This window comes from Pantoea sp. KPR_PJ, assembly GCF_041386365.1.
GTDB lineage: Bacteria > Pseudomonadota > Gammaproteobacteria > Enterobacterales > Enterobacteriaceae > Pantoea.
Map to the genome: position 1 here is coordinate 39,629 of NZ_JABMIK010000004.1, position 24,305 is coordinate 63,933.

The 24,305-nt window shown below is 54.8% G+C and carries 23 protein-coding genes; 15 read left to right on the forward strand and 8 right to left on the reverse strand.

Annotated features, from left to right (window positions below; translation table 11 throughout):
- Positions 1-3: 3 nt before the first annotated feature.
- Both HP564_RS10715 and uvrA read right to left on the reverse strand, forming a co-directional pair.
- Positions 4-1,068, reverse strand: a complete 1,065-nt coding sequence (locus HP564_RS10715) for an NAD(P)-dependent alcohol dehydrogenase (RefSeq protein WP_371242825.1) — start codon at positions 1,066-1,068, stop codon at positions 4-6.
- Between the two features lie 271 nt (positions 1,069-1,339).
- Positions 1,340-4,168 carry an excinuclease ABC subunit UvrA gene (gene uvrA / locus HP564_RS10720; RefSeq protein ID WP_371242827.1) on the reverse strand — a complete coding sequence of 943 codons (2,829 nt, stop codon included), beginning with the start codon at positions 4,166-4,168 and terminating at the stop codon, positions 1,340-1,342.
- A 227-nt stretch (positions 4,169-4,395) separates the two neighbouring features.
- On the opposite strand from uvrA, the gene ssb1 reads away from it, so the two are divergent.
- A complete protein-coding gene (ssb1, locus tag HP564_RS10725; RefSeq protein WP_371242829.1) occupies positions 4,396-4,944 on the forward strand; it encodes a single-stranded DNA-binding protein SSB1 in 549 nt (182 codons plus the stop codon).
- A 64-nt stretch (positions 4,945-5,008) separates the two neighbouring features.
- Here the strand turns inward: ssb1 and HP564_RS10730 are convergent, their stop codons facing one another.
- Together HP564_RS10730 and HP564_RS10735 are read right to left on the reverse strand one after the other, a co-directional pair.
- Positions 5,009-6,055, reverse strand: a complete 1,047-nt coding sequence (locus HP564_RS10730) for a hypothetical protein (RefSeq protein ID WP_371242831.1) — start codon at positions 6,053-6,055, stop codon at positions 5,009-5,011.
- A gap of 54 nt (positions 6,056-6,109) precedes the next feature.
- Positions 6,110-6,652 (reverse strand): isochorismatase family protein, encoded by a 543-nt coding sequence (locus HP564_RS10735; protein ID WP_371242834.1) that lies wholly within the window; start codon positions 6,650-6,652, stop codon positions 6,110-6,112.
- Between the two features lie 126 nt (positions 6,653-6,778).
- On the opposite strand from HP564_RS10735, the gene HP564_RS10740 reads away from it, so the two are divergent.
- Positions 6,779-7,606, forward strand: a complete 828-nt coding sequence (locus tag HP564_RS10740) for an AraC family ligand binding domain-containing protein (RefSeq protein ID WP_371242836.1) — start codon at positions 6,779-6,781, stop codon at positions 7,604-7,606.
- An 80-nt stretch (positions 7,607-7,686) separates the two neighbouring features.
- Complete coding sequence (locus tag HP564_RS10745; RefSeq protein ID WP_371242838.1) at positions 7,687-8,646, forward strand: DMT family transporter; 960 nt, start codon at positions 7,687-7,689, stop codon at positions 8,644-8,646.
- A gap of 924 nt (positions 8,647-9,570) precedes the next feature.
- Here HP564_RS10745 and HP564_RS10750 read toward each other — a convergent pair.
- Positions 9,571-9,966 (reverse strand): transposase, encoded by a 396-nt coding sequence (locus HP564_RS10750; RefSeq protein WP_048781395.1) that lies wholly within the window; start codon positions 9,964-9,966, stop codon positions 9,571-9,573.
- A gap of 525 nt (positions 9,967-10,491) precedes the next feature.
- Here HP564_RS10750 and HP564_RS10755 point away from each other — a divergent pair.
- Together HP564_RS10755 and HP564_RS10760 are read left to right on the forward strand one after the other, a co-directional pair.
- A complete protein-coding gene (locus HP564_RS10755) occupies positions 10,492-11,748 on the forward strand; it encodes a polysaccharide biosynthesis C-terminal domain-containing protein (RefSeq protein ID WP_371242840.1) in 1,257 nt (418 codons plus the stop codon).
- An 8-nt stretch (positions 11,749-11,756) separates the two neighbouring features.
- Positions 11,757-12,707, forward strand: a complete 951-nt coding sequence (locus HP564_RS10760) for an ATP-grasp fold amidoligase family protein (protein WP_371242842.1) — start codon at positions 11,757-11,759, stop codon at positions 12,705-12,707.
- 114 nt (positions 12,708-12,821) lie between these two features.
- Here the strand turns inward: HP564_RS10760 and HP564_RS10765 are convergent, their stop codons facing one another.
- Positions 12,822-13,103 carry a YjcB family protein gene (locus tag HP564_RS10765; protein ID WP_371242844.1) on the reverse strand — a complete coding sequence of 94 codons (282 nt, stop codon included), beginning with the start codon at positions 13,101-13,103 and terminating at the stop codon, positions 12,822-12,824.
- 265 nt (positions 13,104-13,368) lie between these two features.
- A complete protein-coding gene (soxS, locus tag HP564_RS10770; protein ID WP_371242846.1) occupies positions 13,369-13,794 on the reverse strand; it encodes a superoxide response transcriptional regulator SoxS in 426 nt (141 codons plus the stop codon).
- 83 nt (positions 13,795-13,877) lie between these two features.
- Here soxS and soxR point away from each other — a divergent pair, with 83 nt between their 5' ends.
- The 4 genes from soxR (at position 13,878) to HP564_RS10790 (ending at position 18,530) form a co-directional block, all read left to right on the forward strand.
- Positions 13,878-14,363 carry a redox-sensitive transcriptional activator SoxR gene (gene soxR / locus HP564_RS10775; RefSeq protein WP_371242848.1) on the forward strand — a complete coding sequence of 162 codons (486 nt, stop codon included), beginning with the start codon at positions 13,878-13,880 and terminating at the stop codon, positions 14,361-14,363.
- A 47-nt stretch (positions 14,364-14,410) separates the two neighbouring features.
- Positions 14,411-15,076 carry a glutathione S-transferase family protein gene (locus HP564_RS10780; protein WP_371242850.1) on the forward strand — a complete coding sequence of 222 codons (666 nt, stop codon included), beginning with the start codon at positions 14,411-14,413 and terminating at the stop codon, positions 15,074-15,076.
- Positions 15,077-15,384: 308 nt separating this feature from the next.
- Positions 15,385-16,734 carry an NCS2 family permease gene (locus tag HP564_RS10785; RefSeq protein ID WP_371242852.1) on the forward strand — a complete coding sequence of 450 codons (1,350 nt, stop codon included), beginning with the start codon at positions 15,385-15,387 and terminating at the stop codon, positions 16,732-16,734.
- Between the two features lie 146 nt (positions 16,735-16,880).
- Positions 16,881-18,530, forward strand: coding sequence for a Na+/H+ antiporter (locus HP564_RS10790; RefSeq protein ID WP_371242854.1), 1,650 nt, complete (start codon positions 16,881-16,883; stop codon positions 18,528-18,530).
- A 14-nt stretch (positions 18,531-18,544) separates the two neighbouring features.
- On the opposite strand, the gene HP564_RS10795 is transcribed toward HP564_RS10790, so the two are convergent.
- Complete coding sequence (locus tag HP564_RS10795; RefSeq protein ID WP_371242855.1) at positions 18,545-19,447, reverse strand: LysR family transcriptional regulator; 903 nt, start codon at positions 19,445-19,447, stop codon at positions 18,545-18,547.
- A gap of 102 nt (positions 19,448-19,549) precedes the next feature.
- Here HP564_RS10795 and HP564_RS10800 point away from each other — a divergent pair, with 102 nt between their 5' ends.
- The 6 genes from HP564_RS10800 (at position 19,550) to HP564_RS10825 (ending at position 24,299) form a co-directional block, all read left to right on the forward strand.
- Complete coding sequence (locus HP564_RS10800) at positions 19,550-19,975, forward strand: CidA/LrgA family protein (protein WP_371242856.1); 426 nt, start codon at positions 19,550-19,552, stop codon at positions 19,973-19,975.
- Positions 19,968-20,663 (forward strand): LrgB family protein, encoded by a 696-nt coding sequence (locus HP564_RS10805; protein ID WP_371242858.1) that lies wholly within the window; start codon positions 19,968-19,970, stop codon positions 20,661-20,663. Before HP564_RS10800 ends, HP564_RS10805 begins: the two co-directional genes overlap by 8 nt.
- A gap of 106 nt (positions 20,664-20,769) precedes the next feature.
- Positions 20,770-21,315, forward strand: coding sequence for a YfaZ family outer membrane protein (locus tag HP564_RS10810; RefSeq protein WP_371242860.1), 546 nt, complete (start codon positions 20,770-20,772; stop codon positions 21,313-21,315).
- Between the two features lie 205 nt (positions 21,316-21,520).
- The gene (locus HP564_RS10815; protein ID WP_371242862.1) at positions 21,521-22,273 is read left to right on the forward strand and encodes a hypothetical protein; all 753 of its coding nucleotides are present in this window, start codon (positions 21,521-21,523) and stop codon (positions 22,271-22,273) included.
- Positions 22,274-22,302: 29 nt separating this feature from the next.
- Positions 22,303-23,043, forward strand: a complete 741-nt coding sequence (locus tag HP564_RS10820; RefSeq protein WP_371242864.1) for a class I SAM-dependent methyltransferase — start codon at positions 22,303-22,305, stop codon at positions 23,041-23,043.
- The gene (locus HP564_RS10825) at positions 23,040-24,299 is read left to right on the forward strand and encodes an ATP-grasp domain-containing protein (RefSeq protein ID WP_371242865.1); all 1,260 of its coding nucleotides are present in this window, start codon (positions 23,040-23,042) and stop codon (positions 24,297-24,299) included. The genes HP564_RS10820 and HP564_RS10825 overlap by 4 nt, the downstream gene beginning before the upstream one ends.
- Positions 24,300-24,305 lie beyond the last annotated feature (6 nt).

Sequence of the window (24,305 nt, forward strand, 5' to 3'; positions counted from 1 at the left end):
GGGTTACGCGGCGGCTTCGTCGCGCAGCGTGTTGATATCAATAACGAAGCGATATTTTACGTCGCTTTTCAGCATACGCTCGTAAGCGTCGTTGATCTGATTCATCGCAATCAGTTCGATATCAGAGGTGATGCCGTGCTTGCCACAGAAATCGAGCATCTCCTGCGTCTCGGCGATGCCGCCAATCAGCGAGCCAGCGATGCTGCGGCGTTTGAGGATCAGGTTAAACACCTGCGGTGCCGGATGATCGTGTTCTGGCGCGCCGACCAGCGTCATATTACCGTCGCGCTTCAGCAGGCTGATAAAGGGATTGAGATCGTGCTGCGCCGCCACGGTATTAAGAATGAAATCGAAGCTGTTGGCATGCTGCGCCATCTGATCGGCCTCTTTAGAGATCACCACTTCATCGGCACCCAGGCGCTTACCATCTTCAATTTTTGACGGGGAGGTGGTGAACAACACAACGTGTGCGCCCATCGCGTGAGCGATTTTCACGCCCATATGTCCCAGTCCGCCAAGACCTACGATCCCCACTTTTTTGCCGGGGCCAACGTTCCAGTGGCGCAGCGGCGAGTAGGTGGTGATGCCCGCACAAAGCAGGGGAGCAACGCCTGCCAGATCGAGATTTTCCGGCACGCGCAGCACGAAGTTCTCATCCACGACAACGGCCGTAGAGTAACCGCCGTAGGTAATGGCGCCGGTTTCGCGATCCTGGCCGTTATAGGTGCCCACAAAACCCACTTCACAGTACTGCTCCAGCCCTTCCTGACAGCTCGGACAACTACGACAGGAGTCGACCATACAGCCGACGCCTACCAGATCGCCCACCTGATACTTGCTGGCATGATCGCCAACGGCCGTCACGCGGCCCACGATCTCATGTCCCGGCACGACCGGAAAAAGGGTATTTTTCCACTCGTTGCGGGCCTGATGCAGGTCAGAGTGGCAAACGCCACAGAACAACACGTCAATCTTTACATCATGCGCGCGCAGTTCACGCGGTGTGTAATCAAACGGCGCCAGGCGGGATTTCGCGTCCTGAGCGGCATAGGCGTGCGTAATGTTCATGGTTTCTCCTGGTTCGGTATGTCGTGATGATAAGGACAGGTGCGGCGCAACAGGCGCAGCAATGAAGAGGGCGTGCTCAACGGGCGCGCCAGTGCGGAACGTTTAAAAGAATAGTCACAGAATGCAGGCCTGACTATGCCTGTATATGCATGAATCTTGCCTGATTCTGTTTTTATTACGTGGATTGGGCAGAAAAAAGACCCGCACGAAGCGGGTCTTTCAGAGAGAGCAACGAACCGATGCGCAGGGCGATCGCCGGCGTCAGGCAGGTTTACTTTTGCAGTAACGGCTTCAGGAAGCGCGCGGTATGGGATCTCTCACACTCGGCAACCGTCTCCGGCGTACCGGCAATCAGGATTTCACCGCCGCCGCTGCCGCCTTCCGGGCCGAGATCAACAATCCAGTCGGCGGTCTTGACCACGTCAAGGTTGTGCTCAATCACCACAATGGTGTTGCCCTGATCGCGCAGCTGATGCAGCACTTGCAGCAGCTGGGCAATATCGGCAAAGTGCAGGCCGGTGGTCGGCTCATCAAGGATATAGAGCGTCTGACCGGTACCGCGCTTCGACAGCTCACGCGCCAGCTTCACGCGCTGTGCTTCTCCTCCGGAGAGCGTGGTTGCTGACTGGCCAAGGCGAATATAGGAGAGGCCGACATCGATCAGCGTTTGCAGCTTACGCGCCAGCGCAGGCACCGCGTCGAAGAACTCGCGCGCCTCTTCAATGGTCATCTCCAGCACTTCGTGAATGCTTTTTCCTTTGTATTTGATCTCCAGCGTTTCACGGTTGTAGCGCTTGCCTTTGCACTGATCGCAGGGCACATAGATGTCCGGCAGGAAGTGCATCTCCACCTTCAGTACACCGTCGCCCTGGCACGCCTCGCAGCGGCCACCGCGCACGTTAAAGCTGAAGCGGCCGGGGTTATAGCCGCGTGAACGCGCCTCCGGCACACCGGCAAATAGCTCACGTACCGGCGTAAAGATACCGGTATAGGTTGCCGGGTTAGAGCGCGGTGTACGGCCAATCGGGCTCTGGTCGATGTCGATGACCTTGTCAAAGTGCTCAAGCCCGTTGATTTCACGATAGGGTGCCGCTTCGCCCGTGGTTGCTCCGTTCAGGTGGCGCTGGGCGATAGGGAACAGCGTATCGTTAATCAGCGTCGATTTACCTGATCCGGAGACGCCGGTGATACAGGTGAACAGGCCAACCGGCAGCGTCAGCGTAACATCCTTCAGGTTATTGCCGCGCGCGCCGCTCAGCTTCAGCGTCTTTGTCGGATCGCCTTTGACGCGCTCTTGCGGCACCGCAATTTCACGCTTGCCGCTGAGGAACTGGCCGGTCAGCGACTCTTCCACCGCCATGATTTCATGAACTGTGCCTTCGGCCACAACCTGGCCACCGTGCACGCCGGCGCCGGGACCGATGTCGATTACATGGTCCGCCGCCCGGATAGCGTCCTCATCATGTTCAACCACGATCACCGTGTTACCGAGATCGCGCAGGTGGATAAGGGTGCTCAGCAGACGTTCGTTGTCGCGCTGGTGCAGGCCGATGGAGGGTTCGTCCAGTACGTACATCACGCCCACCAGACCCGCACCGATCTGGCTTGCCAGGCGAATACGCTGCGCTTCACCACCGGAAAGTGTCTCTGCGGAGCGCGACATCGACAGATAGTTCAGGCCAACATTGACGAGGAAGCTCAGGCGATCGCCGATCTCTTTCAGTACCTTCTCGGCGATTTTCGCGCGCTGGCCGCTCAGTTTGAGATTGCGGAAGAAATCCATCGCGTGGCCAATGCTCATATCTGAGATGGTAGGCAGATTGGTATTCTCTACAAACACATGGCGCGCTTCGCGACGCAGGCGCGTGCCGTCACAGCTGGCGCAGGCGCGGTTGCTGATAAATTTCGCCAGATCTTCGCGAACGGCTGTGGATTCCGTCTCTTTGTAGCGACGCTCCATATTATGCAGCACACCTTCAAACGGATGGCGACGCACCGAAGTATCGCCACGATCGTTGATGTACTTAAACTCAATGCTCTCTTTACCTGAGCCGTACAGAATGACCTGTTGCGCTTTGTCGCTCAGGGTGTTGAACGGTGCTTCGACGTCGAAGTTAAGATGTTCTGCCAGCGAGCGCAGCATCTGAAAATAGTAGAAGTTGCGGCGATCCCAGCCGCGTATCGCACCGCCAGCCAGCGACAGTTCACCGTTCTGCACAACGCGCTCGGGATCAAAATATTGTTGTACACCGAGCCCGTCACAGGTCGGACAGGCACCGGCCGGGTTGTTGAAGGAGAAAAGACGTGGTTCAAGCTCGCGCATGCTATAGCCGCAGACAGGGCAGGCGAAGTTTGCAGAGAAGAGCAGCTCTTCTGCGCTGGCGTCATCCATATCGGCGACGATCGCCGTGCCACCGGAGAGATCCAGCGCAGTTTCAAATGATTCGGCGAGACGCGTCGACAGATCCTCGCGCACCTTAAAGCGATCGATAACGACCTCAATGGTGTGCTTTTTATGCAGCTCCAGCTTCGGCGGATCGGAAAGATCGCACACTTCGCCGTCAATACGGGCACGGATATAGCCCTGCGCCGCCAGGTTCTCCAGCGTTTTGGTATGCTCGCCTTTACGATCTTTCACGATCGGAGCCAGTAACATCAGGCGGCGGCCTTCCTCCTGCGCCAGCACATTGTCTACCATCTGGCTAACGGTCTGCGCCGCCAGCGGCACGTCGTGATCCGGGCAGCGTGGCTCGCCGACGCGAGCAAACAGCAGACGCAGATAGTCATGGATCTCCGTGATGGTACCAACGGTCGAGCGGGGGTTGTGTGAAGTGGACTTCTGCTCAATAGAGATAGCGGGCGACAAACCTTCAATGTGGTCTACGTCCGGCTTCTCCATTAAAGAGAGAAACTGGCGCGCATAGGCAGAGAGCGACTCTACATAGCGACGCTGACCTTCCGCATAGAGCGTATCAAACGCCAGAGAGGACTTGCCGGAGCCAGACAGGCCGGTGACCACTATGAGTTTGTCGCGAGGGATGATCAGGTTGATGTTTTTCAAATTATGGGTGCGGGCACCACGAACTTCGATCTTATCCATTCACCTTTCCCGGATTAAGCAGCACGCTTGTGTCTTGCTGACACGAATTAGCGTAAACACGGTATTATGGCACAAAAAATAGACTGATTAAATATCCAGTACTTTTTTGCTTTTTGGGTGTAAAATGTACGCATCTGCGAGCCGGCTCGAAAGTGGGATCGGTGGGCAGGACGTGATAGAATTGATCGTTTAGACTTATCAGCATTAACCCATCGGGAGACAGCAACATGGCCAGTCGTGGCGTAAATAAAGTGATTCTTGTCGGGAATCTGGGTCAGGATCCGGAAGTGCGCTACATGCCAAATGGTGGCGCGGTTGCCAACATTACGCTGGCCACGTCGGAGAGCTGGCGTGACAAGCAGACCGGTGAAAACAAAGAGATTACTGAGTGGCATCGCGTGGTGCTGTTCGGCAAGCTGGCGGAAGTTGCTGGCGAGTATCTGCGTAAAGGTTCACAGGTTTACATCGAAGGTCAGCTGCGCACCCGTAAATGGCAGGATCAGGGCGGTCAGGATCGCTACACTACTGAAGTCGTGGTAAACGTCGGCGGCACCATGCAGATGCTGGGCGGCCGTCAGCAGGGCGCGAGCGCAGGCGGCGCACCGATGGGCGGTGGTCAGAGCAGCGGCAACAATAACGGCTGGGGCCAGCCGCAGCAGCCGCAGGGCGGAAACCAGTTCAGCGGTGGCGCGCAGTCACGTCCTCAGCCGCAGAGCGCACCGGCGAGCAACAATAATGAACCGCCGATGGATTTCGACGACGATATCCCGTTTTGATAACGCGATATCCCCCAAAAAAGCCGCGCCTTGTCGCGGCTTTTTTTATGAGGGCACCCGGTTGTTATAGCCGCGGTAACAGCGTGTTCTGCATCGCCTGCGCTTCTCTGCCCATTCTCTTAAGCTTTTCCGTTACCAGCTCTTCCCGGTTGTTTATTTCGCTCAGCCGGTAGCCGGGCTTTTTTTCCTGACACTCAAGTCGACGTACTTCCCATTTCCCATCGTGCTGCTCAAATACACGGTAATTACCTTTTCCTGCATCAAGATAATAGCGCGTCACGGCGTCGGGTATATAGCGCTGCTGGTTATGGCAGGTAAAGGTATCGCGCGTTTCAAGCGGAACGATAACATTAAACGCAAAATTGAGGACGGGGGACGTATGAGTTGAGAAAATACTCCACGTCATTACCGTGGTGGCGATAACGGGAATAATAATAGGTGTCGCATCTCTTTTCATCGTTAGCCGCTTATTGCCGTGGTAAACCGGCGTGTTTTCAAAAAACAGGACTATCCAGAAAATGGCGACTAACGAAGCCGAAATGAACAGGGCTGTCATCAGCCCTGCATAGCCAATCACCGTAAGCCGCGATGAAGTCTGCTCGTAGGTCAGGTCAGCCAGCGTCATAAAGGTATGGCGGGCAAATGCATAGCAGTAAAACGTCACGCCCAGCCAGGCAAGCCTGATGAGCCAGGAGATACCATTTTTGTAATATTTTTCAAAATACTCGTTCTCAGCCAGAAAAATCGTGACTGAGAAAAAAAGCGCGATAAGGGACGAAATGTATAAGGTAGCCGACCATTCAATCTGCTGGGAAAGATGAAAGGCAATGATGCTCAATGCGAAAAGAATAGTCGAGCAGCAGGCTAATCCCACGCAGTGCTCGTACTGGGTGCGCAGGTGGCGATATTTAAATTTCTTCTTTTTTTTGAAAGAAAAGTTTTGACACAGCAGGACAAAAAATATCGCTATGCTAATGATTGAAACCAGCAGAAATGCTATCCATTTAAAACGATCGTGGCTGCTTAACAGCATAACCGTCAGGCACAGGTAATAGGCAAATAAATAGAAATAATAAACCGATGGCGTAAAGGAGATATGAAATGTGCGCACGATGCTTTCCTGGCGGAGAAGATAAATGAGGCAGGCGATATATCCGGCCTGACGTTATCGATCACGGCACAAGCTGCGTGACCAGTCTGCGATGATTTCTGCCGTACGCTTGACCTGCGGAACGTTTCCCGGCAGGGACAGGCCTGCCCAGACCTCATTATGTTGCCCAATCAACTGCTCTGCGCTGGCCCAGGTGCGATTCGCCGTGGTATGCGCATCAGCCGCAACGGTAACGCAATAACCCAACCCTGCACCCACTTTGATCGTGGTGTCGACGCAATAATCTGTCGCACAGCCGCAAATCACAAACGCATTGACCTCCAGCTGCGCCAGCGTCGCAGCCAGCCCGGTGTGCCAGAAACTGTCGCAGGCGGTTTTAGTGACAAACAGGCTGTCAGCGGGCTGATGCAGCTCCGCCAGCAGCGCAAAAGCATGACTCCCTTCCTGCATGTCGCCTTCGCAGTGCGTAACAAAGATGGTGCGATCGGCGGCGTTGATCAGCTGGTTAATCCGCGCGGTTCGCCCGGCGCGATCAAAGCGGGGTGTGGCAAATACACCGTTTTGCATATCGACAACAATCACTGTTTTCAGGGACATTGCTCTTTCTCCTTTGCTCTGGTGACGCTTAGTCTCACTCTGCCACGGCGAAATGGCAAAACTGTTTTGCAATCCGCCAGGCATCGCTGGCATGCTTAAGCTCTTCAGGCTAACGAGGAGATAAAGGTGGGCGTCGTTCCGGCTATTTTTCCCTGCGAAAAAGATCGTGCGCAGTTTCGGCAGTATGACGAACTGCCCGGCGTTGAGCTTTACCAGGCGCATATCTCTCGCTATGCCTTTGAACCCCATACGCATGAAGCCTTCGGCATCGGCACGATAGAGTCGGGCGTGCAGCGTTTCCGCTATCGCGGCGCACAGTATACTGCGCCAGCCCACTCGCTGATCATGATGAACCCTGATGAACTGCATACCGGTGAATCGGCCTGCGAAGAGGGCTGGCGCTATCAGATGATCTATATTCATCCGGATGAGATGGCGCAGCTTACGGGCGATAGCGGCTGGTGGTTTAACGATGCGTTACGCACCGATGCGCGGCTGGCGCAGCCGCTGTCGCAGATGCTCTCTATGCTGTGGCAGGCAGAAAATGCGCTGGCGCGGCAAAGCGTGCTGGTTGAGCTGCTATCGCAACTGCGGCCGCTGGCGCGCGTGGCGCGAAAACAGAGAGGAGAGGCTCGCCACCGTTTTGATCAGGTGCGTGACTACCTGCGGGAGCATCTGGCCGAGCCAGTCAGGCTGGAAGAGCTGGCGACGCTGGCCGCACTCTCCCCGTGGCATTTTCTGCGTGCCTTCCGCGCGCACTTTCATGTCACCCCCCATCAGATGCTGATGGCCTATCGACTCTATGAAGCCAAGCTGCTGCTGGCGCGTGGCATGGCAGCGGCGGACGTGGCGGCAAGCGTGGGCCTGAGCGATCAGGCGCACCTGACGCGTGCTTTCGCGCAGCGCTATGGCATTACGCCGGTGCGCTACCAGAAGCAGGTGAACGGCGCGTAAGATAAACCGCAATCTGCTACAAGATTTTTGCCCGCTTATTTCGCCACACTGCGCTCTTCACCTTTATAAAGGAAGAGACGATGTTAGCTGGCGTGCTGTTTGCCCTTGCCGCAGGGCTGATGTGGGGACTGATTTTTGTGGGGCCGCTGCTGGTGCCGGACTATCCCGGCGCGCTACAGTCCGCTGGCCGCTACCTTGCCTTTGGTTTGATTGCTCTGCCGCTGGCCTGGCACGATCGCCATCGCCTGCGTAAGCTGCTGCCTGCCGACTGGTGGGAAGCGTTAAAACTGTCACTGGTAGGCAACCTCCTTTATTACACCTTTCTTGCCAGTGCGATTCAGCGCACCGGCGCACCGGTTTCAACCATGATTATCGGCACGCTGCCGGTCGTGATGGCGATCGCCGCCAACCTCTGCTATGGCCATCTTGAAGGGCGTCTGGCATGGCGAAAACTGCTTCCTGCGCTGCTGGCGATTGGCGCAGGACTGCTCTGCGTCAATATTGCTGAACTGCATGGGCAGGAGAGAGAGTGGGATCTGATGCGTTACCTGAGTGGTATTGCGCTGGCGGTGCTGGCTGTTGCGTGCTGGACCTGGTATCCGCTGCGTAATGCGCGTTGGTTACGCACTCACCCGCAGCATAAGCCCGGCACCTGGGCGACGGCGCAGGGCATCGTGACGCTGCCGCTGGCGCTAATTATGTATGCACTGGTCTGTGTGCAGCTGGCCTGGCAACACCCGACGTTTGCCCTGCCTTTCGGACCACAGCCGCAGTGTTTTTTGCCGCTGATGCTGATGATTGGTCTGCTCTGTTCCTGGCTGGGTACGCTGTGCTGGAATGTGGCCAGTCAGCGGCTGCCAACGGTTTTCATGGGGCCGCTTATTGTATTTGAAACGCTGTCAGGCTTGTTCTGGACCTTCCTGTGGCGGCAACACTGGCCGCCTCTGCTAACGCTGGGGGGGATTGTCTGCCTGATAGCTGGCGTACTGTGGGCAATGCGAATCAAACCTGAGCCGGTTATTACTTCTGTCGATCGTTAACGGCGTTGTTAGCGACTTTTTAATCTGTACTGAGTCGCTGATTTCACTGAGTTTTAAGAATTATACGCAGCGGAGAACGGCGCATTTTGCCGTTCTTTTGCTGTTTATTATCCAAAGAAAAGCGGTTTAGCGTTTAAAAGGCGATCTGGATCTCATTTTTTTCCTGCCTCAATGCGGCATCAGACGCTCCTGGATAGCGATATTGCGTTCGCCAGACCCCCTCTCACCAGGCTGGTTAGCCCGGCATACCCATTTTGATGGCGAGGAATTCGCCGGTTTAATGCATATTTATTGGCTGCCGGTGCGTTTTTATTGCTGTCTGGCACTGAGAAAGCGGGTGAATAAACCATCTTTTTTTCCAAAACCAGCCAGTCGGGTAAGAAAAAGCCCGGACGCGAACAATTATGAAACGTTAGCCATTGCTATCTTTTGGCTGATTAATCCTATATGCCATCAATGTTCATTAATGAAAGCAATTAGCAATCGTAAACCATTGTGGTGAGAAAAATCCTGGTTTCTTTTTGCCGTCTCGTTTACCAGTGGCAGAGCAAATAATCTTCGCCAGGTGCAAAGTTAGTGCCAGGTTAATCTGTGGTAAACGAAGCGTTAATTTGAGGTGTTGTTCACTGCTGCTTAATGAAAGACGGACGTTTTAACGCCGGGCATTAACAGTGTTAAAGTTAAAGGAGAAGCACCAATCTCATCGAAATGAGATTGGGCAAGTAGAGAAGTAGCGAGAATTGCGAGACTTTTGCTGGTGCTTATCAATATTACCGCAAAAAATGAAAGTCGACCTTGCAGGCAAACTCATCAGGAATGCGTGGAACGAAAATTAAAGCCGCGAATGGTAAGTTAAAGTGTCATCATCTCTTCTGGTAAGAACAATCTCAGCGCTAAGTCATCATTAGGGCACTATTATTGGTTTTATCGGTTTTCTGAGCCTGACGGATAGTGATAAACGCTACGGCTAATATCCAGCAAACGGCAGCTGCGGCGCGTGCCGATGTCGAAAGTGCTCTGTAGAAAGTTAACCGCCTGGCGCTTTTCGTTGGTGGTGAAGAAGTTTTTCAATACGCTCTGTAGCATCTCCTTGTCTGAGTTGAGGGTTTGCAGTTCCCGGGTAAGTGTTTGTAGCTTATCTTCTAACTCTTTGATTTTTCTACCTTCCTCTGATGACAGCCCAGAGAATTTCTTCTTCCAGCTGTAGAACGTTGCCTCAGAGATCCCTAGCTCGTCACAAATCTCCCTGACTTTAACCCCTGATTCAGAAGCTTTAATGGCATTTGTGATTTGCTCTTCGCTATATCGTGACTTTCTCATAAATGCTCTTACCTTTCTTATCGATTAATGGATGAGATGTACTGTATTAATATCTGGCACTGTAAATAAACTATTAATGCAGTATTAAAGTGCGCGATTAGAATTGCGTGGGTTAAATTAAGTTATTTGGAATAAATATCATCATGGGATAAATCTTATTTTATTCTTATCCCATAACCGCACCTTCCTGGTCAGGGATTTTTGTTATAGATTCTCTCCATCCCAAATACGAAAAATTTCTACATACATTTGATATTTAGCATTACGTGCTTGCTAAATTTGCAGGGAAATGGCCTGCGGATGAGTCATGTTTTCACCGTGAAATCGATTCCAAATCCGCCATTCTGAGCCAAATTTAATCAGAATTATCCTGAAAATATTCACCGAATCGTGTTCTGATTCTCATTTTTCGGACCAGCCTGGTTTGAAATCTTTAAATAACGCCAGGCCCACTGCGCGCTTGTTAATTCGTTACAGGGACGTTGTACCGAAGCGGTTGAAGTAAGTAATGCAAAGGATGAGTCAATGAAATTAAGCGTAATGTCTAATGCCGCCTGGATGATGTCTGAAAAGATTGTCTCGGTTTTTGGCGTCATATTTGTGACCTCCTACGTGGCAAAGTCATTTGGGCCAACGGTATTTGGTCAAATGGCATTTTCGACCTCTCTGTTTTCAATGGTCCAGACCGTTGCCATCTTTGGCACCGAAACCATTTTGTTTAAGCGGATCAGCAAAAGCGCCCCAAAAGGGCTCCGTCTGATGAACGTGGCGCGCACGCTGCGTATGATTTTACTGCTGCTGACCGCCGCGCCGGTACTGGCCTGGGTGTGGTTTACCATGCCGCAAAACTTTCTCGCGTTTACGCTGGCCTCCTTTGTCGCCTCGGTGTTTGTTACCCAGGATACGTTCAGCGTGTACAACAATGCGCGACTCGCTTCCCGGCTCAATACCGTTGCTAACTCGCTCGGGATGCTGCTCAGCTTTGCCATCAGCTTCGCGATTGCCTGGCTGCGTCTGAATCCTGCATGGCTCACGCTTTCCATCGTGGCCGTGACGCTCGTGCCCTACGTTATCAAACGCTACAACTTCTACCGTGAAACCCAGGATATTGCTCCGCCGCAAGAGAAACGCAGCGCCTATTTGCGCTACCTGATGTATGCCGGTTTGCCGCTGGCGATCTCCAGCATCTTTATCTCCGTACAGGTCAAAGCTGCACAAATGTTTTTGGCCGGTATTGCATCGGCAAGCGATCTGGGGCTGTTTGCGGCGGCCAACACCATTGCGGCTTCGTGGATTTTTATCCCCGTGGCACTCATAACTTCTTGCTTCACTGAAATTTTCAGAGAACGCGGTGAAGTGGCCATCAAGCTGGCAGCACGGCTGAATGGTTATGTCATGGGAGTTTCACTGATGATGTTGCTGGTCATCGCGCTGTTTGGCGAGAAAATCATCATCGCTTTGTACGGGTCAGAATACACACAGTCAGGAAGTCTCATTACGCTGTTGTCCATGGCGACCTGCTTTTCCGCCATGGGCACCGTAGCCTATCGCTACATGGTCAAAGAGGGTGGTTTCAACTATCTGTTGAAGAAAATCATCTGCCTGATGGTCATCAGCCTGCCGCTTTCGTGGTGGCTGATCCAGGGCTACGGCATTATGGGCGCTGCATGGAGCGTCTTCGTGTCGGAACTCTTGTCCCTCACCGTAATGAATTACTTCTTCAAAAACGGCGTCATTCAAAGAATTCAAGTTTCCTCGCTCAACTACAAAACCTACAAATGAGGTCCGATATGTTTAAGTTGAAAGATGAACTCAGAAGAAGTGTGCAGTACTTCATCAAGAAGATGCCCTGGGCATACCAGGACCGCATTTACTACTTCCACAAGTTCAGAAAGCTACCTAACCTGCGTCAGCCCAAGGTATTCAATGAAAAGGTGCTGTACCGCAAATTTGTCTATGGTGACTACCAGATTTACGGTCGCCTGTCAGACAAGTATTCGGTGCGCGACTACATTGCCGAGAAGATCGGCAGCGAGTACCTGATCCCTCTGGTGCACGAGTCCACCGATCCGGCCTCGCTCAACACTCTGCCCAGCTGGAAGGGAACGGTGATCAAGCCGAACCACGCTTCCAACATGGTAGAAATTCTGCTGGAAGAGCCCGATACGCTGCGTAAACAGCAGATTATCAACAGCTGCTACCAGTGGTTGAAAACCGACTTTGCTAATGAGGCGCGCGAGATCCACTATCGCTACATCAAGCCGCGTATTCTGGTTGAGCAGTACATTGGCGACGGTAAAACAGCGCCGATTGATTATAAGTTCCACATGTTCAATAAGCGCGATGGCCGCTTTGAGTATGTGTTGCAGGTCATCTACAACCGCTGCCAGCCGCAGCTGTCGATGAACTTCTACGTCAATAACCTGACTGAAGCGTTCCATAAAATTCGCGATACCGGGCTGGATGTCACCCGCATTGCCGAGTCGCTGCAGCACGCGCTGGATCTCAGCAAGAAGCTGGCGAGCGAGTTCGACTATGTGCGTGTCGACTGGTATATCCATGAGGGACGCATCTACTTTGGTGAGCTGACCTTTACGCCGGGGGCGGGACTTGTCACTGGACTGGATCGCGGACTTAACCAGATGATGGGAGATATGTGGATTCAGGACCGTCGCGGCACGCAGAGACCGGGCGTTTCAGTGCAGGATGTCAACATCCCTGCGCTGTTGAAAAAAGTTTAAGTCACACAGCAAAATAAAAAACCCCGCTCTGCGGGGTTTTTTATTGGCTGCACGAAGCAGCGCGTCACGTATCAGCGCTGGGGGCTGGAACAGAAGTTCTCAGGTGACCCGCGATCAGGGCATTGGCAGGTCGGGTGGCGTCTGACTCATGACCTGTATGAAGGCATCTTTGGTGACTGTCATAAAGTGATGCACGTTTTCCATGCTCAGCGTAATGCCCATCAGACCCATCACAAACCAGCAGGTCATGCCCAGACCGATGCTGCCGCACATAAACGCCATTACATGATGGCTGTTCTGACGAAAACGAATTTTAAGGGTGCTGGCAAAAAACATCATAATTGCGCTGAGCAGTTCCCAACGCATAACAATCAAGCTGGTAGTAATCGTCGCCATCGACTTAAGCCTCTGAATCTGAGTGATTATCCCTGACGGTTACTGGACATCACCGGCGACGAAAAGACGCGTCAGGGAAGGGCTTTTCGTCGTCAAAAAGGGGTGTAATGTGTGACCTGTGTCACATTATATCACTGGATTTGAAATTATGAACAAAATTTGTACCGGGTAAGAAGCAAAAGTTCTCACGCGTGTCAGGCCGAGGGGGAAACGGGCGGTGTGAGGCAGAGAGCAGAAAAGAGGCGCCCGTTATGGGCGCAGAGTCTTAGCGAATCGGGCAGCATTCGCCAGTGGTACGCTGGGTAAAACTGGCCATGGATTCGCTACAGTCGAAGCTGACCAGGCGTGGACGCTGCATCGCCTGGCGGCGCATAGCGTGACGATAGGCGGTAGGCGTTTGAGAAAACTGGCGGCGAAATACGCGTGAAAAAGTCTGCTGCGAGTCATAGCCATACTGCATCGCAATATCAAAAACCGGACGCTGCGTCTGGCGCAGTGCTTCCGCCGCCAGCGTCAGGCGACGTTCGCGAATATAGCCACCCAGCGTCTGTTTCGTCACGGTACGGAACATACGCTGCAGATGCCATTTTGAATAGCCCGATTTCGCCGCCACTTCATCAATCGACAGCGTCTTATCCAGGTTCTGATCGATCCAGTGCGTCAGGGAGTGAATGATCTCTTCTTGCATCATATTCTCGTCCTTTAGTCCTGAGGGATTCGTTATTTGACGCAGGCGAGTATAATTCCTCAAGTTAACTTGAGGTAAAGAGCCAAATGAAAAAAGATCGCAACTACCCGAAGCCGGTGTTAACGCCGGGAGAAGTGGCGCAGCGTAGTGGTGTCGCGGTCTCCGCGCTGCATTTCTACGAGAGCAAAGGGTTGATCTCCAGCACGCGCAACGGGGGCAATCAGCGTCGCTACAGCCGTGACGTGCTGCGCCGCGTCGCCATCATTAAGATTGCCCAGCGCATCGGTATTCCGCTCGCCACCGTAAGCGACAGCCTGATGCATATTCCTGCCAATAAGCGTATGTCGGCACAGGAGTGGGATGCGCTAACGCAGCACTGGCGCGAAGAGCTGGACAAGCGTATCGAAACCCTGACGCGCCTGCGCAACGATCTCGATGGCTGCATCGGCTGCGGCTGTTTATCCATGCGCGACTGTCCCTTGCGCAACCCGGGAGATCGGCTGGGGCAGCAGGGATCGGGAGCGGTGCTGCTCGATCCTGAACAGGGTGACAAGGGGAAGCCGCCGCGCTAACGAGGAGGGGGGCTATACTTGCCTGAGGCTCATAACAGGGATTCAACATGATTACTGTCCACCACCTTGAGCAGTCGCGCTCGCACCGTGTGTTATGGCTGCTGGAAGAGCTGGAGGTGCCTTATCAAATCAAGCGCTACCAGCGTGAGGCTTCAATGCTGGCACCTGAAGCGCTAAAAAAGGTGCATCCACTCGGTAAGTCACCGGTGATTACGGATGAGAATCAGGTTGTCGCGGAGTCGGGTGCCATCCTCTCTTATCTGGAAAACAAGTACGACACCGAGCATCGTCTGAAACCGGCAGATGATGCTGCGCGCCTGCAAACCACTTACTGGCTGCATTACGCGGAGGGATCGCTGATGCCGCTGTTGCTGATGAAGCTGGTATTTGGTCGCTTGGGCCAGGCACCGGTTCCCTGGCTATTGCGTCCGGCCGGGGCTGCGCTGGGCAAAGGGATCCAGAAAGCCTGGCTGGATAAGCAGCTGGTGCCGCACCGCCAGATGATTGAGCAGCACCTCTCTGCCCATCCCTGGTTCAGCGGAAAGCGCTTCAGTATTGCCGATATCCAGATGAGTTTTCCGCTGCTGGCGATGCAGTCGCGCGGTGGTCTGGCTGAGATGCCCGCCACGGCGCAGTGGCTTAAAACGATCCAGCAGCGTGCCGCCTGGCAGCGCGCCGTTGAGCAGGGGGGTGAAGTACTGCCGGGAAGCTGACCGGGAAAAGGCCCAAAGAATCAAATGATAACATCGCGGCGCTGCGCACATGACCGCCGCACAACGCTGCAAAAATCGTCCCGAACCGTCCCCTGTCTCCTGAATTTAGTCAAGGAAGCAGTTGAAAACAGGCGGCTAAACGCCGGATAATCCCCTGCCTTTTAACGGCCCGCTTAACAGGCCGTTATCCGCTGCGAAGTAAACGTTTGCCTGCCGCCTGATGCACGCCTGCATCAGGCCGTTATCCAGGGAAATTAGCAGGCAGCGACGCAGGGCATTTCACACAACAAAATTCTTGAGGCTCAACTATGTCATACGAATCACGCTCGTCCGCTGGCAAGCTGGACGCCTGGTTCTCTGTTTCTGCACGCGGCAGTTCTGTCCGGCAGGAAATTCTGGCGGGACTGACCACCTTCCTGGCGATGGTCTACTCGGTCATCGTGGTGCCCGGCATGCTGGGCAAAGCCGGTTTTTCGCCTGCCGCCGTTTTTGTCGCCACCTGCTTAGTCGCCAGTTTCGGCTCCATTCTCATGGGCCTGTGGGCCAATTTGCCGATGGCGGTTGGCTGTGCCATTTCGCTGACCGCCTTTACCGCGTTCAGCCTGGTACTGGGCCAGCAGATCAGCGTTCCGGTCGCACTTGGCGCGGTGTTCCTGATGGGACTGCTGTTTACGCTCATCTCTGTTACCGGCATTCGTGCCTGGATTTTGCGCAATCTGCCGATGGGCGTGGCACATGGTACAGGCGTTGGAATTGGTCTGTTTCTGCTGCTGATTGCCGCCAACGGTATCGGGCTGGTGGTGAAAAATCCTGCACCCGGTATGCCGGTGGCGCTGGGCCAGTTCGCCTCCTTTCCGGTGATCATGTCACTGCTGGGGCTGGCCGCGATTTTTGGCCTGGAGAAGCGCCGTGTACCGGGCGGCATTTTGCTGACCATTATCGCTATCTCAGTGCTCGGACTGATATTCGATCCGGCGGTGAAATATCAGGGCCTCTTCGCCTGGCCAAGCCTGCGTGACAGTCAGGGGGCGTCGCTGCTGTTTAGCCTGGATATCATGGGCGCGCTACAGCCGGTGGTACTGCCAAGCGTGCTGGCGCTGGTCATGACGGCGGTGTTTGACGCCACCGGCACCATCCGTGCAGTGGCGGGGCAGGCGAGCCTGCTGGATAAAGAGGGCCAGATTATTAATGGTGGGCGCGCGCTGACCACCGACTCTGTCAGCAGTCTGTTTGCCGGACTGGTAGGCGCGTCTCCGGCGGCGGTCTATATCGAATCGGCGGCGGGCACCGCGGCGGGCGGTAAAACTGGCCTGACAGCGATCGTTGTTGGCTTACTGTTTTTGCTGATCCTGTTTATGTCGCCGCTGGCTTATCTGGTGCCAGCCTATGCGACCGCACCTGCGCTGATGTATGTCGGCCTGCTGATGCTCAGCAACGTAGCAAAAATCGACTTTGGCGATTTCGTTGATGCGATGTCAGGTCTGGTGACGGCAGTATTTATCGTGCTGACCTGCAATATTGTCACCGGTATTATGCTCGGTTTCGCCACGCTGGTGGTCGGCAGACTCTTTGCCGGTGAGTGGCGTAAGCTTAACGTCGGCACCGTCGTTATTGCCGCCGCGCTGGTGGTGTTTTACGCCGGCGGCTGGGCAATCTAGTGGTAAACGCGGACGGGCCAGTCTCGTCCGTTACATTCTCCTAATTTTTGCCCCGCCGCACGCGTAACTTGCCCTTATCTGCGCACTTTGCTTTACACTTTAGCGCTTACGACCTTCACTGACTTTACGATTCGTCTAAGGAAAGCATGGAAATCTTTTTTACCATTCTCATTATGACGCTGGTGGTGTCGCTGTCCGGGGTTGCCGCACGCATTCTCCCGTTCCAGATCCCACTGCCGCTGGTGCAGATTGTGGCTGGCGCACTGCTCGCCTGGCCGACATTTGGTCTGCACGTTGATTTTGACCCTGACCTGTTCCTCGTCCTGTTTATCCCGCCGCTGCTGTTTGCCGACGGCTGGAAAACCCCCATTAGCGAGTTTCTGCACCACGGCCGCGAGATTATTGGCCTTGCGCTGGTGCTGGTACTGATAACCGTGGTCGGCATTGGCTACCTGATTTACTGGATGGTACCGGGCATTCCGTTGATTCCCGCCTTTGCGCTCGCTGCGGTGCTGTCACCGACCGATGCCGTCGCGCTCTCCGGCATTGTTGGTGAAGGACGCATTCCCAAGAAAATTATGTCGATCGTGCAGGGCGAAGCCCTGATGAACGATGCCTCTGGCCTGGTCTCGCTGAAGTTTGCCGTCGCGGTAGCGATGGGCACCATGGTGTTCACCTGGGGCGGGGCGAGCATCGAGTTTCTTAAAGTCGCCATTGGCGGCCTGGTCGCGGGTGTGGCAGTTTGCTGGCTCTATGGTAAATCGCTGCGTCTGCTGAGCCGCTGGAGCGGTGATGACCCGGCGACGCAGACCGTGCTGCTGCTGCTGCTGCCGTTCGCTTCTTACCTGATCGCCGAACATCTGGGCGTCTCCGGCATCCTGGCGGCAGTTGCTGCGGGGATGACGATTACCCGCTCTGGCATTATCCGTCGTGCACCGCTGGCGATGCGTCTGCGTGCCAACAGCGTCTGGCAGATGCTGGAATTTGTCTTTAACGGCATGGTATTCCTGATGCTGGGCCTGCAGCTGCCGGATATCATTAACAACTCTATTGATGCCGCCAACGCCGATCCCAATGTTGAGCTCTGGATGCTGTTTACCGACATTATTCTGGTCTATGTCGCCCTGATGGTGGTGCGCTTCGGCTGGCTGTGGATCATGCAGCGCCTCAGCAAGCGCGTGCTGAAGAAAAAGCCGATGGAGTTCGCCAACTACTCGCTGCGCGAGCTGCTGGTTGCGACGTTTGCGGGCGTGCGCGGAGCCATCACCCTGGCGGGTGTGCTCTCCATTCCGCTGTTCCTGACCAGCGGCGAGCCTTTCCCGGCGCGCTATGAACTGGTGTTTATCGCCACCGGCGTTATCCTGTTTTCGCTGCTGGTAGGCGTAGTGATCCTGCCTCTGCTGCTGCGCGGCGTCGACGGCATCGACAAAGTGGGTCACCGTCGCGAACTGCAACATGCTCGTGCGGTCATGGCCAGTGTGGCCATCGAAAGCCTGCATAAAATGGAAGAGCGGCTGGAGAACGACACCGAAGAGAATATTGACCCTGAGCTGCTGAAAGAGGTCAGCCTGCGCGTCATCGGTAACCTGCGTCGCCGGGCCGACGGCAAGAGCGATCTGGAACAGGCGCTGTTTGCCGAGAACCTTGAGCGTCGCTTCCGCCTGACCGCACTGCGTGCCGAGCGTGCCGAGGTCTATCACCTGCGTGCCACGCAGCAGATCTCTGATGAAACCATGCAGCGCCTGCTGCGCGATCTCGACCTGCTGGAAGCCTTGCTGATCGAGAAAGAAGAGTAAGCCGTGCGCCGCGCCTAAACCGACAGGCGCGGCGCTTCATCCGGCCAGTGTTCGCGGCAGCAGGCGATCCATGCCTGTGCGCTGCGCGACAGATAATTGCCCTCGCGCCAGATCAATCCCAGACTCCATTTCAGCTCTGATTCCAGCGGCAGCCACAGCAGCGACTGCTTATCCAGCCGCTGGCAAATTGGCTCCGGCAGAATCGCCAGTCCCATTCCCGCCTGCACCATCGCCGCCAGAAAATCCCATTGCCCGCTGCGCACCGCGACAGCAGGCGTGACGCTAAGGCGCTGAAATGCCTTCATCAGCTGACGATTAAGCGAGAACTCTTCGTTAAAAATCAGCAGGGGATGCGCGGCCAGCTCGGCCAGCGACATGTGGCTGCGGTTAAGCCACGCCGGCTGGCGCGGCACCAGCACGCAGAGCGGATGGTGCATCAGCGGCAGCGTATTGAGTGGCAGATCGGGATCGACCGGCAGCGCAGTCAGGGCGATATCGAGGCTGCCCGCCAGCACCGCCTGCTGCACCGTCAGGCCGCCAAACTCAGAAATTTTCAGCTCCACCCCGGGGTAGCGGCGGCGAAACGCTGAAATCGATCCGGCAATCTGCATACCGACCATCGGTGGAATGCCGAGGCGTAGCTCACCGGTTTTCAACTGGTTAATATCACCAATCTCAGCCTCCAGCTGATGAAATTCCTGCAAAATGGCCAGCCCGCGCTGATAGACCGCCTGGCCGCTGTCGGTGAGATGCAGCTTACGGCCGTCGCGCAGCAGCAGCGTGCAGCCCAGTTCCTCTTCAAGCTGACGCAGCATTTTGCTGATGGTGGGCTGGGTCACATAGAGCTTTTGCGCCGCACGGGTAAAACTTTGCTGGCGCACCACTTCGGTAAAGTAGCGCAGCGCACGAACGTCCATAACTATTCCTTTCTGGCATGATTAGAATAATTTTAATTCATTTTTTTCACCTTCTGTTGCGGATTTATACTGGGCACCAGACATGGTGATGAGGAAAAGAAAATGGCATTAGCGCTCAGCCCGCAACGATCGGCCAGGCTGCAACGGCTCTGGCTGCCGTTACAGTTATTGCTCTATATCGGAATGTTTATCGCCAGCGATCAACTGGTGAGCTGGCTACATCTGCCGCTGCCCGCCAATATTGTCGGGATGCTGCTGCTGCTGGCGCTAATTGTGACGCGCGTGCTGCCGCTGCGCTGGGTAAAAGCGGGGTCGCGCTGGCTGCTGGCCGAAATGCTGCTGTTTTTTATTCCGGCGGTGGTGGCGGTGGTTAACTATGGCGATCTGCTGCGCGTCGACGGCTGGCGGATCTGCGTGGTGATTGCGCTGAGCACCCTGCTGGTACTGGCGTCTACCGCGCTGGTGGTCGATCGCCTCTACAAATATGAAGTGGCGCGCGCGGCGCGCAGGCAGCAGCGCGATGCGTGATGCTATCCTCAGCCTGCTCTGTCTGGTGGTGACCTTGCTGGTCTATTTCCTTAATAAACGCCTCTATCGCCGCTGGCGCACGCTGCTACTGATGCCGCTGGTGGCGACGCCTGTGCTGCTGGTTGGCTTGCTGCTTATCACCCATGTCTCCTGGCAGGACTATATTGCTGAAAGCCACTGGCTGCTGTGGCTACTCGGCCCGGCGACGCTGGCCTTTGCCGTACCGGTGTATGAAAACATGGCGATTATTCGTCGCCACTGGCTGTCGCTCAGTGCGGGCGTGCTGACTGCGACGCTGGTCGCAGTATGCAGTTCCGTGTGGCTGGCGCGGCTGCTGTCGCTGCCTGACACGATACAGCGCAGCCTGGCAGTGCGCTCGGTCACCACCCCCTTTGCGCTGGCGGCCGCGAAACCTGTCGGCGGACAGCCCGATCTGGTGGCGCTGTTTGTGGTGATCACCGGCGTGTTTGGCATGGCCGTTGGCGACCTGCTGTTTCTGCGCATAGCCATCCGCCAGGGAGTCGCAAAAGGGGCGGGCTTTGGCGCAGCGTCGCACGGGGCGGGCACGGCGCGCGCCTATCAGCTGGGCGAGCAGGAGGGCGTGGTTTCAAGCCTGGTAATGATGCTTTCTGGCGTGGTGACGGTGGTGCTGGCGCCGCTTATTGGTCATCTGATGTGGACCACCTGAAAAAAAAAGATGTCTGTTTACGTAAAGGTTGCCAAATAAAGTTGTCAGACGATTTCAGGCTGCTAACCTTTGCGCCGAAATTATTGTCCTTTCATGGAGTGGAATCATGTTTAAGCAACTTGCTACCGCAAGCGCATTGGGTCTGGTGCTGCTGAGCGGCGCAGCCCAGGCGATTGAAGGCAGCGTGGATGTCGGCGAGCACAACACCAACCTTAACCTTGGCCTCGGCACCACCTCACCGGGCCTGTTCCTCAAAGGTAACTGGCTGCGCAGCGACCATGACGGTAGCACCTACGGCCTGGGTCTGGGCTACAACGTCGATATTGGCGATCTGCGTCTGGCTCCGACTGCCAAGACCATTTTCACCCATCCGGAAGATGGTAAAGATGGCTTTGCCGTGGCGCTGGGTGGCAGTGCACAGTACAGCTTTAACAGCATGTGGGGCCTGTATGGCGAATACTACTATGCGCCAGAGGGCCTGACGGATCACCTGGACAGCTATCAGGAAGCGGCTGGTGGCCTGAGCTTCACGCCGATTTCTCTGCTGAACCTGCGCGTGGGTTATCAGTACATCGAGCTGAACAACAAAGGCGGTCGCAAAGACAACGTGCTGGTTGACGGCCCGTACGTCGGCGCTTCGCTGCGCTTCTAATCCCTGCTGCTCGCCAGAGCAGCCTGCGTTTTATCCTAAAGCCTGTCCTCTCTCCAGAGGACAGGCTTTTTATTTTCAGTAACTTATTTACGCCTGCTTTTGGTTGGCTAAAAAGTGAGCAAAGCCTGAAATCACATACAAGACCCCGCAACGCAAAAAAGGAGAATGGAGACCGCAAACACATTTTTACTATGGACAGGAAAATATGAACGGCATTGAACAGCAAATCGAAAAGCACATTGATAGCTTCCCCGTATCACTGATCAACTATTTGAAAAGCGATTATCAAAGCGATCTGATGGTCGTCATTGATGATCTGCTGCCGCAAAATATTAAAGTAGAAATGGAAAATGAAGCACGGATGTTACTGACAGAGCAGTCGCTGCGCAGAGAGGTGGTGATTGCCGAAAGCGGCCATACGCCGCGCGCCTATGACAGCGTTGGCAGAAACGTGATCCGTGAAAAAGGGAAGTATATTCCAGCCTTTTTTGACAGCCCCGCCATTCTCAATTTCTTTATGCAGATCACCGGTGAAAGGCTCTATCCGGTGCCATACGAGCCGGAAGAATTCATTATTAACTCGCAAAACAGGAGCGGGGATACCCACGGCTGGCACTGGGATGACTACTCCTATGCGCTGGTCTGGGTGATAGATGAGCCTGATGTGTTATCCGGCGGTCGCGTTGAGTTTGTTCCGCGTATTCCGTGGCGCAAAACCGACACGCGTGACTGGATCAAAAACGTGTTGAAAGAACACACGGTTTTTAGCCGCCATGTTTCGCAAGGGCAGTGCTATTTGCTGCGCGCACGGGATGCGTTGCACCGGATTTCCCCGCTGACCTCCGAGTCCAGACGCACGGTGATTGTGTTCACCTATGCCAACGATCTCGATCTGAACGATGAAAACCTCACCCATGACTCAATGGAAGCGATCTATCCGCAAGACACCTCAGCCTGAAGCCCAGTGAACAGAAAAGGAGAAAAAGAATGCTGAATAAAAAAAGTGCAGGTGGCATGAATGACGAGCAGGGATTTCCGGTGTTTTTTACTGAAATTTCTGATGCGCTGGGACGCTATGAAAATTATCAGCGTGCTGCCCAGGCGATTGCCAGCCATTTTCCGCCGGAAGAGTACCCCACGCTGCTGGATATTGGCTGTGGCGTGGGAAAAATGAGTACGGCGCTGTTTAAACAGGGCTATCGGGTAACCGGACTGGATCTCTCTGCCGAACAGCTGAATATCGCCCAGGCGATCTCACCCGGGCCGCACTATACCGAACGCGATATGGCTAATCCGCCTTCTGGCCTGTTCGATATTCTGGTTAACGTCTACACCAGCTTTGGCTACTGCAACAGCGAGCAGGAGGATCTCTCTCTGCTGCCGATCTGGTTTGAGGCGCTGCGTCCAGGAGGCGTACTGATCATGGAGCTGGCGGATATGGAGAGGGCGCGCAACCGCATTGATGCACAGGGTGAGCTTACGCGTATCAACAACGGCGTCACCGAATTGCTTTCCATGGACTGGGAGAAGCGGCTACTGAAAGTGGAATACAGCAAATCGGGGCAATCCTGGTCTTGCCTCACCCGCCTGTATGAGAAGGAAACCCTTCAGGCCGCGCTGCGCGACGCGGGGTTTGCTGAGGTGGCGATCTATGGCGATTTTGACCTGCGGCCAAAAGGCAGCGATGACAATGTGGTGCTGGTTGCACGTAAAGGAAATGCGTCATGAAAAACGTTATCTGTATTGTTGATGCCTATTCTACCGGGGCGGCGCTGGCTCCCTTTTTTAAGCAGGCTGGCTGGTTCTGTATTCACGTGCAGTCCTCGCCTGACATCACGGAGGAGTACCTGCCAACGTTTGCGCCGGAAAACTTTGATCTGCTGCTGGCACCCGCGTCCAGTCAGCTAAGCGGCTTTGCGGCGATCCTGGAGCAGCTGAAAAATTTGCAGCCGCGCTACATTATTCCCGGCACGGAAACGGGCGTGGAGATTGCTGACTATCTGTCATCGCTGCTGGCGACGCCGGGTAACAGCTGGAAGAGCAGCCGCCTGCGCAGGGATAAATTCGCCATGCAGGAGGCGCTGCGACAGGGTGGGCTGGCCGCTATTCCACAATGCATTACTTCCCATCTGGAGGAGGCGCTGGCGTGGGCTGACGCCGGACAGGAGTGGCCGGTGGTGGTAAAACCGGTTGACAGCGCGGGCGCGGACAGCGTCAGGTTTTGCAGCAATAGCGAGGAGCTGACTCAGGCGTTTAACCACATCATCGGCAAAAAAAACAAGCTTGGCCTGACCAACACGCATGTGCTGCTCCAGGAGCGACTGCACGGCCAGCAATTTATCGTCAACGCGGTGAGCATGAACGGCGAGCACCTCATCACGGAGATCTGGTCTGACGATAAAATTCAGGTATCGGAAGCCTCTTTAATCTGTGAAAAAGAGATCCTGCTGCCCTACCGCGGCGAGGTGCAGCAGCAGCTAATCGCCTATATCAAACAGGCGCTGACCCTGCTGGGCATTCATGAAGGGCCTTCACACAGTGAGATTATGTGGACGAAGGCGGGGCCGGTTCTGATTGAAACCGCGGCCAGAATGCAGGGCACTATTATGCATGATGCGGTGATTAGCGCACTGGGCTACAGCCACGTCACCCTGACCGTTGAACGCTATCTTGAACCGGAAAAGTTCGCGCAACGGCTGCATCAGGAGTATGAGCGCAAAGAGCACCTCTTCTGTGTCACCCTGGCGTCTAAATCTGATGGTGTCGTGGTGGAAAACCGATGTGAAGCGTTAATCAACCATCTTCCTTCCTACTTCGGCATGATGCACACGCCGGAGAAAGGGGAAAAAATTTACCGCACCCGCGATCTCTTCACCAATCCCGGCATCATCTATCTCTGTCACAACAGTGAAGAGCAGATTATTCAGGATTATAAAATTATTCGTCAGCTGGAAAATGACGGCTTACTGTTTGAGTTAGCATGAGATGAC